This is a genomic window from Nocardia sp. NPDC003979, assembly GCF_053605015.1.
In genome coordinates this window covers 7,418-19,956 of the sequence record NZ_JBSGIJ010000020.1, presented here as the reverse complement: position 1 = coordinate 19,956, position 12,539 = coordinate 7,418, and the positions used below count along the sequence as shown (strand labels likewise).

Genomic DNA, 12,539 nt, shown 5'->3' with positions numbered 1-12,539 from the left:
CGGGCACCGTCGGCGCCGAAGATCTCGTCGAACTCATGCATAGGCATGCTCGGATCAGTGTTCTTTGTTCGGTGAGGATTTCGTCGAGCCTCGCGTGCGCGTCGTGGACGGACACGTCGGCGACGACGATCGTGCGCGCGTGTTCGTCCAGGATGTGGAAACGGTCATCGATGTGTAGTCGGGGCATCAGCTGGTCCTTGTCGATATCGCCGGGCTGGCAACCTATCGGGAGGCGCTCGAAGCGGGGACCGATCCACAACTAGTGGCCTCATGGACCAGTCAGGTGCTCAGCGAGAAACACGTCACCGAGAGTCGTCTCGCCGCGCTGAATCAGCAGGCAGCTGGACACTCACCGATGAGCATGAATGAGATCAGAAGCCTAGTCAGCTCCATGGGCGGACTACTCAATGCTTTGCGCCGGTCAGATCCCGCCGACAAGCATCAGGTGTATCGGCAGCTCGGCGTGAAACTGACCTACAACGACAACACACGGATGGTGATCGCCGAAGCGATACCATCCGTGTGCGTAAAGAACGTGTCCGGAGGCGGATACAAGAGCTATCCCCAAGCAACGCCCGCGAATGGGCTGATTATTCAGGGGCCAGCAGTGCGGCGGAGTAGCTTTCCGGGCTCGCCAACTATGGGTCGGCTGGCAGTGCGCTGGCTTCCGGTCGCTGTTTAACGTTCCGGCGCAAAGAGTCTCGCTTCAGCGACGAGCGCAGAGTGCGACCTCCGTGGTGATTGAGTGCGCGCTCTTGCGAGTTGTGGTGTCGACTGTCGTCAGGTTTGTGGAGATGAACAGCCGATGCTCAGGATGCGAATAGCGCACCTGGAGCATCAAAGCCTCGTACAGCTCCTGCTTGTGTCCGGGTGAACCGTTGGTCAGGGCGAGACGGATGTCGCCGAGTGATTCGATGAGCTTGCGTATCTCGGTTTCGGTCAGCTTGACGGTTTTGGGGAGATTGTTGGCTTCGACTTCGGCAGCGGCCTTGTCTGCCTGGGCCGCGTTGAGCGCTGCGACGACGACTTGTGGGTCGACGCCGGCTTCGATCGCCGCGAGGTGGCGGTCGATTTTGGCTTCTGCCTGCTTGATCCTCCTGCGCAGTGCCTCGAGCCGCGTGGTGCTGTCGTCATCGTCGTCAGCGGCGAGGAGAGCGGCGACCGTGCGGTCGATGTTCGCGGGGGCAAAGACGGTGCCCAGCCAGGTATCGACGGGTCCGGTGATGAGGTCTTCGCGGAGGTTGATGGTGCGCGGGTGATGGGCTAGTTGCGGGTTTCCGGGTGCGAGGGCGGATGCCCGGCAACGGTAGTAGACGGATCCCCCCACGATTTCGGCTTGCATTTTCCGGTTGCACAGGTCGCAGCGGATGCGCCCACGGAACGGGCGTGGTGGTGTGGATGTGTTCGAGCGGGTGCGTTCGAGTTTGCTGCGGGCGCGGCGGCTCATGCCCGCGCGTTGCTTCCGTTTCAAGGTCGCCTGCGTGAACGTTTCGACGGAGATGATCGCCGGGTGTGCGGGGTGTCGCGATCGGACGATGCGTTGTGCCGGTGAACGTTTGAACTTCACGATGTGGCCGGCGGCGACGTCGTCGGGATCGAGGAGTGATTCGGTCTTGGTCCATCGTCCGAAGAACGCGTATCCGGTGTATCGGGGGTTCTGCAGGATCGCGGCGATGGTGGAGGTTTGCCAGCCGTCGCCGGAGCGATGCCGGTTTTGCTCGGGTCGGTGTGCGGAGGGGCAGGGGATGTTGTCGCGGTTGAGTTCTGTGGCGATGGCCTTGTCGCCGCGGCCGTCGAGGTAGGCGCGGAAGATTCGTTGCACTACCGGTGCTGCGGCGGCGTCGATGGAAAGGATCCGCAGCTTCAGGTTGTCGGCGGCCCGGTTCGGGTTCGGGTGGGGCGGCCCGTCGATGACGGTGTATCCGTAGGGTGGTCTGCCGCCTTGGTGGCGTCCTTCGTTGAGGACTTGGGCGTCCATGCTGGCGCGGGTGCGTTGTTGAACGTGCCTGCGTTCGGACTCGCTGAGTCCGCCGAGCATGTTCATCATGATCGAGTGGGTGACGTTGTGGGGGTCGTAGCGTCCGCCGAGTTCAGGGACCCAGATCGAGACGCCGTAGGCGTGGATGCGGGGTGCGATGAGGCTGAACTGGTTGCCGAACCAGCAGCGGGTTCCTTCTCCGACGACGATGCCGGTCCATCCGCGGTCCGGATTCCGGAGGTCTTCGAGGAGTTCCGCGGCGTGACGGCGCCGGTGCCAGGGCACCGAACGTGATTGGCCGACATCGAAGTAGCTCTTGACGATTCGAGCGTTCACAAACTTCTCGGCGTTGCCGCGTTGCCATTGATAGGAGGATTCGGGGTCTTGGTTGTCCTCGGTGGAGCAGCGCCCGTAGAAGGCGAGTTCTTCCTCGACGGTGCTACCCAGGTCGGTGGTTTCCAGGCCGAGGAGGTCGTCGAGGACGGCCCACTCGTTGACATCGGTAGTCATGAGACCTCCTCACTGTCGGGATCATTCGGCGCCAAACTGGGCGGCGCTCTCTGTCAAGGCAGGTCGTGCTGGCGCTGGGCGTTCAGGTTGTTCTGCAATCGCCGTCAATACCGGGTGGTCCGGCGCTGTTGGCGCGTAGGCTGGGGCGATGATGGGCGCGGGCATGGATATCCGTGTGGTTGTTGCTGTTTCAGACGAAAGTGTTATGGCGAGTACGGAATCGCTGATCGCTTGGTTGCATCAGGAGCCGGAACTCCGCGGCAGGGTTCAGACGCTGGTAAAGGTGCCCGAAGCTGGTGACATGGGGACTGTGCTCGACGTCGCCACTGTGGCGTTGGGCGCCGGTGGGGCATTGTCGGTGCTGGCGATGTCGTTGAGGACTTGGTTTGCGCAGCCTCGGCGATCCGATGCCAGGATCGAGATCCGTCACCCGGACGGCAGGTCGGTCGTTGTCGATGCCAAACGTGTCGACAATGTCGAGGTTCTGCTCGAAGCATTGCTCGACACCGACGGATGATCCTGTGAACTGAAGGAGCCTGGCGATGCGGTTGCCGAACCGGGCGACATCGTGGGGTGTGCTGATCGGAATCGAGCGCTACGAGCGTCTTCCGTGCTTGACGGGGGTCCATGCCGGGGCCCGGGCGTTGGCCGAGGTTCTGACCGATCCAGAGCATGGTTGTCTTGAACGTGAGCATTGCGCTCTGCTTCCCGCGGATGCTTCCCCCGGCCAGATTGGGGACGCTATCGCTCACGCCGCCGAGAACGCCCATGATCTGTTGCTGATCTACTTCGCCGGCCATGGTGTGCTCGGTGCCCGCCGCGGCGAACTGCACCTAGCTGTCGCCGATACCCATCCGCATCGCCCCGGCATGGGAGGTATCCCGTTCGACGCAGTCCGCGATCTGTACATCGACAGTCCTGCTGCGGCCCGCGTCGTGATCCTCGATTGCTGCTATTCCGGCCGGGCATTGGGCGTCAACCAGTCCCCGGACGACGCGGCAATTCTGAACGAAATCGTCGCCGAGGGAACAGCGGTACTGACTTCGGCACCGCCCAACGGTGTCTCGAAGAAACTCGACGCCGAAACCTATCCCGCCTACACCCACCGACTCATACGGTTGCTTCGGGAGGGCATCCCAGCGGCGGGACCGCTGCTCACTTTGCCTGTGCTGCACCGCCAGCTGTGCCGAGAGCTCGTCGCTGCGGGCCTTCGACAACCACAAGCCGACCTCAACCCACTGCTGGACCATCTCGCGCTGGTACGTAACCGTGCCGAACCGACAGGACCACGGCTGGAGGAACAGCTGATCGATGCTATCGCGACAGATCAGCTCACCCTGTATTACCAGCCCGATATCAACCTGAGGACCGGTGAGATCATCGGAGTCGAAGCACTCGTCCGATGGAACCACCCCATCCAGGGCCTGCTGTCGGCGATGGAGTTCATCCCGATAGCAGAGCGGGCCGGCTTGGCGAACCGTCTGGGCTGGTGGGTCATTCGGCGGGCGTGTACCGACTTCGCCGTCTGGCACACCGGGGGAGGAGGGGACCTGTTGTTGCGTATCAATGTCTCTCCGCCACTGCTCGATCAACCGGGCTTTGTCGAGGATCTCGGTGCGACACTGCATCAGACGAGGTTGCCGGCCGCGTCGATCTGTCTCGAGATCGTCGAACGTGAACACACGGACTTCGAGGCAACCGTGACTACGGTCCGAGCGCTCAAACAACTGGGCGTGCGAGTCGCGATCGACAGTTTCGGGACCTACAACAGCTCCCTGTCGATGATCCAGCGACTGCCGGTGGACTCGCTGGAAATAGACCGCAGCTTTGTGCAGGGACTGACCGGAAATGGCGACGACGTCGCGATTGTCAGTGCCATCATTGCCATGGCGCACAGCTTCGGCCTAGAAGTAACCGCGGCGGGAATCGAAACAGAAGCCGCGGCAACCGCTTTGATCGAACTCGGATGCGACCGTGGGCAAGGCTTTCTCTACAGCCCGCCCGTATCCCATGGACAGATTGCGAAGCTCATCATCGGCGGTCCGCTCCACCCGGCATCCTTCCCCACGCTCTCTGAGTAGGGAGTCAGCCCTGAGAGCGCGAGCTATAACAGGCGGCCCTGTGGCTCGACGGGCCGGGTCAACGCCCCACAGCACATGGATCGGATGAGGCCGAGCGAGAGGACCTACACGAACACAGCCACCACTCGTCAACCCTGAAAGCGCTCAACATACACCACAAAGTGCGTGGTTCAGATTCGCCCGATAGTACCCCGTCGAACGCGCTAAAGTGCGACGGATCGTGTCGACCGAACTGCTTCTACGCCCGCACCCGTGACCTCAAGCTGGTTGCGTTGCGATGGTTCAGCCTCAGGTGCTACGTCTTCACCCGAAGCGGGAGATCCTGCGCTCGTGCCAGCGCCGAACTGCACATCCGTCCGATTCCAGGCGATGTGGAGACCGCCCAGTTCCGCACTCCAAAGCTCGAAGGGGTCTGCGGAACCATCCCCACTTCCGACCGTCGGCCTCGAATAGGTAGCAGCCAGGCCGGATGGGCAAAACAACACACGATCGGCTATCCATGTCCGGTCGGGCGCGTGGGCGACGGACGCAACGATCCGCCCGAATGCCATCTCCGCGCCATTCCCGCTGTTGAGTCGCGCTACAGCACCTCAGCATCGGTTGCGTCGTGGGCCGGTGCGCGCTGGTCGCTGGGATAGTCCTGTGGCACCGCAATGGTCGCAACGCAGAGCCTGACAACGCGCCCTTCGGTGGAATAGTGCAGAATTGGCCATCCTGCCGGCCCGGACTCTCCGCCGCGGAACCCGTCGATCTCCTCCAGTACCTTAAGGCGGCTCTTCACTGCACTCGCAAAGTCTTTCTGTTTCATGAGAAGCAGCAGCACAGCTGATGTGTCATGTGCGGTGAGGTATCCGAACAGCTGGGGATGAGCTTCTGCCACAACGATATTGCCATCAGCCCACTTGGTTTCGCAGATGAAGATGTGCTCGGGACCAGTTCCCGCGGCAAGTGTGTCCGCTTGTATGAGGATGTCGGACTTTCCCCGGCGGGTGTATACCTCTCGATGCGCACCGGGGAGGGTTGCGTTGAGTGTGGCAGCGAGGAGGTCGCTGATCCGGTCTTCGACCAATTGGTGGTAAGCGCGTGGGTGTCGTTCGACGGCATCTGCCCATGTGCGGATAACCCGCTGGATGTCACCGAACGATGCTCTGGCCAGGCGGGGGCGACCCGTTGGCAAAGTGAGATTTTCGACTGCCGTTGCACTCCCGTCGACGGTGGTCGCAACGTCTGGCTGATCTTCGACATCCAGTTGTAGACTCGGGATCGACCACTCTCGAGGAAATTTCAGGCTCGCAATGACAGCGTCGCGGTCAGCCAAGCTCTTGCGTTTGCTGTGGATGAGTTCCTCTAGTCGTTGGGGCAGCTCGGATTCGAAGAAATGTGCAACTTGCTCCGTAACTGCGGCGACAACGGGTTTGATGTGGTCGATGCGCTGTGAGACTTCCGAGGTGAGATCACGGCGACCGTCACCGATCTCGGCTTCTTCGTCGCGAGTGAGGTCGAAGTGGGTGTAGAGAGCCCACACCGGTGGGTTCTCCGAGTGCATGCCGATGATCCAGGTGTCCTCGGCTTCGCCTCGGAGCCGATTTAGCTCGCTGAGCTCATCGGCGTGTTCTGGTTCCGATGTCAGCTGCACTGCTGCGTCGACAGCCGGAAGGTCGACGGTCGAGCCGTCGGGCCAACGCTTGAGAAGATGGATGTCGCCGTGAACCTCCACAGCAACCCAGTACCGCCGAGTCTGTTCACGGTGCCCCGGCTGATCTGGGATGGGTCTCCACTCACCCGCTTGCACGGATGCACGGCGGACTGCTCCGGTCAGTACAGGCGCCACGGGGCGGATGGAGGCGATGAGGTCCTTCGCTTCGGCCTCGAACCGATCGAGCTCTGCGATCGAGTCGATGCTGCCCAATCGACTCTGTAGCTGAGCGTTCTCGACCAGGCGCCACAGGTACTGCGAGAGTGGATACGAGGCCTTACGACTAGTGGTGAACACCGGAATAGGCACCGGCACAGAATAACTGACCGTCAGGCAGGGGGATCCTGCTGCCGGACCTCATTACTATAGAGGTCCTATCTCGCACGGGTTCGCGGCCAGTCCCTCGCGATCTCTGGCAGGCGTTGTCTCCGAAGATCTGAGGTTGCCTGCGGTCATAGATTTCGCACTATTATGGGCGGCTGATGTCTAGCACTACGGCTTCGATACGCTTCGGTAGGATTATTCCGATTGCTCGCGCAGTGTAGCGAGAAGTTCTGACCGGTCGGCATGGCCGCCTGTCTCGAACACAAGAAAACCCCTCTGACCCAGGTCGGAGAGGGTTTTGCCTGTCGGGCTGACAGGATTTGAGCCTGTGACCACCTGACGACGGTTCACGTCGTCCCAAAGCTACCCCAAAGTACCCAAAACTACTGGTAGATAAGGCCTTTGGCGCGCACCGCTTCCTGGTTGCTTCCCATCGTTTCCTGTTGATTCTGGTCATTTCTGTGTGATTAATGTGTGTCTCATCGGCTACCAACGTCAGGAGCTCCGTTCGTGTAGGGCGCTGGTGACGACCGCAATGGCGGGTGTGCTGTTACCGCTGGCCCACCCGGCGCGAGACAGGCAGGACCTCGGTTCCCTCCAACCTCAGGCGGGCTAGGCGGTCGAGGGTGAGCAGGGCACCGAGCGCATGTCGATCAATGCATGCTGCGAGATTCAAGCGGGTCCAAGCGATTGAGATTCATGACGGCTGCGCTGAGATCGGCCAGGGCGGCGCGGGAGGGCGGCTACAGAGTCGACGAGCGGTGAGGCAGGTGGCATCGACCCACCCATAGGCCTCTCGGAGGTATCGCGAGCGCGCCGACGCCCACGCGGTGCCTAGCAACAGAGTTCCGGCGAGCAGGGCGCCGAGCTATGCGAGCGTGAGGTCCTCGCTGCGCTGACTTGTTCGTAGAGCTTGTCCTGCACTACTTGGTCCCGTGATCCAGGTGTGAGTCCAGGTAAGTGCGGTCGCTGTCGCGAGGGTAGTGTCGCGGCGGGTTGTGTTGAGCGCGATTCGACAGGTTGCGTGTCTAGTGGGTGACCACACCGTCGCCGACTTGTCGGTGGTCGGCAACGACCCGCCGGGTGCAACCCGATCGAAGCACGCCAAGGGCAACCGCATGCGTCACGGCGCCGAAATCGCCCCCCGCACAGTGGTCGCTCCAGCCCCCTGCTCCGACAAACCACGCGAGCGAGAGTGGCGGCGACCACACGGGGAAGGACACCTGGCTTCGTGGTCCAAACGATGCGGTTCGTACTGAGTCTGCTCGTGATTGCCGGTCGGGCAACATGATCGGCGTCGAGCGGCAATGATATGGATATGTCGGATGAGTGGGTCTTCCCTGACACGGAACCTGATGACGTGGTGCAGCGTCCGCAGGACCGGTTGAGCTTCCCGGAGAGGTTGCGGGTCTCGGCACCGATGTCTGAGGACGCGGTGGTGATTGTGCCGGGCATTATGGGCACCGAACTCTTCGACACCAATACCGGGAAACAGTTGTGGGGATTGCGGCCGGGTCTGCTCGCGCGGATGTGGACGGCACCGACGGCGAACCTCGCACCGCTAGCGGTGGATCCCGATAGTACATCCCGGGTGCGTCCGGGACGGTTGCTGCGATTTCCGGCGTTGATGCCCGGCCTGGGCAGTGTCGAGCCCTACACGCGGTTGTCCCGGAAACTGCGAACGGTGGTGCGGCATCCGGGCGCAGTGCTCGAGTTCGGCTACGACTGGCGACTGCCGGTAGCGCATAACGCAAGCCTTCTCGCCCACGCGATCGACGAGCACCTGGCGTGGTGGCGTGCGTATTCTGATCGCCCGCAGGCACAAGTGCATCTGGTCGCGCATTCGATGGGAGGGCTGCTGTGCCAAGCACTGGGTGAGATCTCCGGTGCGTATGACGATGTGGCGCAGGTGATAACGCTGGGCACACCTTTCGAGGGCGCCGCAAAAGCCGCCGTGATCCTGGGCACCGGATTCGGCGCACCCGTACCCTCCCGCGGTTTGCGGCCAGTGGCGGCCACCATGCCTGGTATCTACGACCTGCTGCCCACCTACCGATGCGTCGACGAAGGCACTGACGTCAGTCGGCTGACTCCTGCCGATGTTGCAGGTTTCGGCGGTGACCGCGACCTGGCGGCCAGCGCGATGATGCATGCCGAGACGCGTCGATCGGTAGTCATGCCAGCGCATAGAGCGCTGATAGGTGTCGCACAACCGACCATCTGCAGCCTCGACCCATGCGACGGGCGCGTGGAGCCGCGCTACTACACCTTCGCCATCGACGTCGACGGCGAACTGGTTCGCAACGCCGATGGGGTGTTGAAGAGACTACCGGGATTCGGAGACGGCACAGTTCCACGTAACTCGGCTGCGTGGAACAACCACACTTCACCGCTGCCCCAACAGCACGGCGCGTTAGCTCAGACCGACGAATCGATCGCGTTCGTGGTTGACCGGCTACTGCACCGCGACACCGGTGCTCGGCTTGGTGACAGTGACGTGGGTGTCGCCGCACCCGATGCCGTCCAGGTCGGAGAGGAATTCCTTCTCGAAGTCACCGGAGTCGAGGACCCGCACGCGATCGGTGTCGTGGTCTACGACGCCGAGGACGGTCAGCGTGTCGACGGACCATTCGCGAGGCGGCGCGAGGGCCGGGTGGAGGTGCCAGTCACGCTGTGGCGGCCGGGTATGTTCCGGATCGCAGTCACCGGTGGCGCAACCACCGCGGTGACGATCCTGGTGTTGGCGGTGAGCAAGCCAGATGTCCCGTGAGTGAGCGACTCGAACTATTCCCGGTCGCGATCGCCACTTACGCAGACACCCGTTTTCAGCGCTTGAGCGTTGGTACTGAAGTCGCCAAGATCGCCGCGGCGCTTGCTGACTTCGACATCCACACCGTCGAGTGGGACACAGAGTCGGACCAGCGGGGTCACAAAGCTGTCAACAACCGGCTGAAACGGTGGGCGGAATCGAGTGTGCCCCAGACGGTCCTGTACTGGGTGGGGCACGGTTGGTCGGACGGTCGCGATACCGCACTAGCTCATACCGACAGTCCTGTCGTGGTAGACACCGAAGGGTTCACGCCACGGCAAATCGCGAAGACGATCGCGACGCGAGGCTCGAATATCGCGAACGACGACGCAGTTGCGGGTGGGCAACCGTGGATCATTGTTGTCGTCGATGCGTGCCGATCGGCGGCGTTTGTGCGCGAGCTCAAAGCCGAGATGATGCGTCGCGCACCCGGCCTCGGCGTCGGTTACCTGCTTATCGGCGGCCTGTCTGGCGAAGGGGCAACGACGCTGGGGCGCTTCAGCCAGGAACTGCGGTTCTTTCTCGAAACTGTCTGCGCGACCGACTTCATCATCCCCCTTCATCGAATGGCTGTGCACTTTCAAACACAAGGTGCCGAAGTCGAACAGAAATGGCTCATCGACGAAGTTGTGCTCCACCGTCGACACGCAATGCTGGTCAATCTCGACCTAGACACGCGCCACCAGCTCCTAACCGCGCTCGACGCACTCGACGACGACGAACTGCGTCACTTCCTACCGAAAGCTTACGGCGGGGAGATGCCGTTCACCGAGACGATGCTCGGCGAACAATCTTGGTACTTTCAAGGCCGACACGAGGAAACCCGACGCATCACCGACTGGCTGAACCAAGCCGAGACCGGCATGCTCATCGTCACCGGCTCCGCGGGCAGCGGTAAATCCGCTCTGTTGGGCCACCTCATCGTTCACGCCAACGCCACGTTGCGTACGGCACTGCAGCGCGCGAACCTCACCCACCCGCTACCGGCAACAGAGCAGCCGCCAGACAACGTCTTCGACGCCGTTCTGCACCTAACTGGCGCTACGATGGACGAGGTCGTGGCCCGCCTATCGGCCCTAACTGGACTCCGCACCAGTACCGCCTTCATACGGTCAGCGCACGGTCTCGACGAAGCATTGAACCACCTGATCGAAGAAATCGGTCGACTGAAAAGGCCAGTGACTATCCTCGTCGACGCGCTCGATGAGGCGGTCGAGCCTCTGTTGGTGGCGAGCCGAATACTCGTGGTTCTAGCCAACACTCCCCGAGTCCGCATAGTGGTTGGTACCCGTGGCAGCACTCGAGAGGCTCCTGACCAATCCTCATCCGACAGCGATATCCTCGACACATTGCAAAGCGCGCGTTCGACAACGGTGCAGATCAGCGCTGATGCCACCGCTGTCGCGAACTACGTTCGGGCTCGCCTCCAATCCTCGCGTATACCGTTGATCGATCCCGCTGGCGTCAGGATCGACCTCGACGCACTTGTCGCCCAAGTGCACAAACGTGCCCCTCAATTCCTTTTTGCCCGCCTGTTGGTGCATGAATTGCTCGCGGACCCCCACCAGCGCACTGCGGCAGCTTGGACTCGGCTGCTGGCCGGCAATCATCGTTCGCTTTTCGCGACCGCCGTTACCCGGCTGACCACAGACCGTCCCGTGCTGATGGCTGTGTTGAAAGCACTGGCCTTCGCCCGTGGGCGTGGACTACCAGCCGCCGACGATATTTGGCTCTTTGCTGCCCAAGCCCTCAACACTGACCCTGCTACAGCCGTCAACAACAACGACATCGACCAGCTCACTCATGTGGCTGCTGCCTACATCCTCGCCGACCGCGAACACGGACAGACAGTGTTCCGCATGGCGCACCGCACTTTCACCGAATACTTCACCAACGACATCGATCCCACTGCCTTCGACCGAGACCACCACAACGAGATCACCAACGCGCTCATCACCAACGCCATCCGCCAAACAGAAGAGGTTCTTGCTGGTACTCGCTCGCTTAATCCGTACTACACGCACTACCTTCCTGCACACGCCGCCGCCGCTGGACAGCAAGGTTGGGACGTCCTGAATCGGCACACTGCCTTGTTGATCACTCTGGATCCTGGCGCAGTCGCCGCCAACGCGTGGCGAAGTTCCTCCGGCCGATATCCTCTACCTGAGACCATTTCCGCTATAACCACCCTGAACACGCACCTACAGCCTCTCCATCCCCGCGACCGCTACCTGCCGATACAGATCGAGAACCATCACACCCGCCATCAAACCCCGCCCGCATGGACCCCACCCATCACGGTCGAGGCGACGACGAACGCCCCTTCGTCACCACACCGGATCCTGACCGGCCATACCGATCCGGTGCGGGCGTTGGCATTTGTGGAGATACCCGACGGGCGCACGTTGCTCGCCTCCACCGGCGACGACGACACCGTGCGTTTGTGGGATCCCGCCACTGGACGTGCACATGGCCAACCTCTGATCGGCCACACTGGCTCGGTACGTGCGTTGACTTCGGTAGTCCTGCCCGACGAACACACTCTGCTTGCCTCCGGCGGCGACGACGACACCGTGCGGCTATGGGATCCGACCACCAACCGAGCCAACGGCAGGCCGCTGACCGGTCACACCGGCTCTGTTCGCGCGTTGACCTCGGTGATTTTGCCCGACGGAGAAACTCTGCTCGCCTCGGGCGGTGAAGACCGTACGGTGCGGCTTTGGTTGCCATCTAACAGCCAAGAACGCAGTTGGCCGCTTCGAGGTCATACGGGCGCGGTGAGGGCGATTACGTCAGTGGTGTTGTCGGACGGGCGTGCGCTGCTCGCCTCTGGTGGCGACGATCGTACGATTCGGCTATGGGATCCAGCCAACACCTGGCGAAACAGGGAACCCCTGACTGGTCATATCGGTGCAGTAAGGGCCTTGACTTCGGTAGTGCTGCGCAACGGACACACGTTGATTGCCTCGAGCGGCGACGACCGCACGGTGCGGCTATGGGATCCGGCCACCAACCGGGCACACGGCCGACCGATGACCGGACACACCGGTGCAGTAAGGGCCTTGACTTCGGTAGTGCTGCGCAACGGACACACGTTGATTGCCTCGAGCGGCGACGACCGCACGGTGCGGCTATGGGATC

7 protein-coding genes are annotated in these 12,539 nt (G+C 62.0%); 5 read left to right on the top strand and 2 right to left on the bottom strand.

Translation table 11 applies throughout. The features are described from left to right. Nucleotides 1-283: 283 nt before the first annotated feature. A complete protein-coding gene (locus tag ACWEVR_RS28490; protein ID WP_452469437.1) occupies nt 284-682 on the top strand; it encodes a hypothetical protein in 399 nt (132 codons plus the stop codon). Between the two features lie 24 nt (nt 683-706). Here the strand turns inward: ACWEVR_RS28490 and ACWEVR_RS28485 are convergent, their stop codons facing one another. After that, nucleotides 707-2,488, bottom strand: coding sequence for a recombinase family protein (locus ACWEVR_RS28485; protein ID WP_452469436.1), 1,782 nt, complete (start codon nt 2,486-2,488; stop codon nt 707-709). Between the two features lie 148 nt (nt 2,489-2,636). Between ACWEVR_RS28485 and ACWEVR_RS28480 the strand changes: the two genes are divergently transcribed. Beyond that, complete coding sequence (locus tag ACWEVR_RS28480; RefSeq protein ID WP_452469435.1) at nt 2,637-3,005, top strand: effector-associated constant component EACC1; 369 nt, start codon at nt 2,637-2,639, stop codon at nt 3,003-3,005. Between the two features lie 25 nt (nt 3,006-3,030). Next, the gene (locus tag ACWEVR_RS28475) at nt 3,031-4,569 is read left to right on the top strand and encodes a caspase, EACC1-associated type (RefSeq protein WP_452469434.1); all 1,539 of its coding nucleotides are present in this window, start codon (nt 3,031-3,033) and stop codon (nt 4,567-4,569) included. A gap of 580 nt (nt 4,570-5,149) precedes the next feature. On the opposite strand, the gene ACWEVR_RS28470 is transcribed toward ACWEVR_RS28475, so the two are convergent. After that, nucleotides 5,150-6,574, bottom strand: a complete 1,425-nt coding sequence (locus ACWEVR_RS28470; RefSeq protein ID WP_452469433.1) for a hypothetical protein — start codon at nt 6,572-6,574, stop codon at nt 5,150-5,152. A gap of 1,333 nt (nt 6,575-7,907) precedes the next feature. Here ACWEVR_RS28470 and ACWEVR_RS28465 point away from each other — a divergent pair. Further along, a complete protein-coding gene (locus tag ACWEVR_RS28465; protein WP_452469432.1) occupies nt 7,908-9,359 on the top strand; it encodes an esterase/lipase family protein in 1,452 nt (483 codons plus the stop codon). Then, the coding region (locus ACWEVR_RS28460; protein WP_452469431.1) for an NACHT and WD repeat domain-containing protein at nt 9,356-12,539 on the top strand (3,184 nt) is incomplete at its 3' end. The genes ACWEVR_RS28465 and ACWEVR_RS28460, both read left to right, overlap by 4 nt.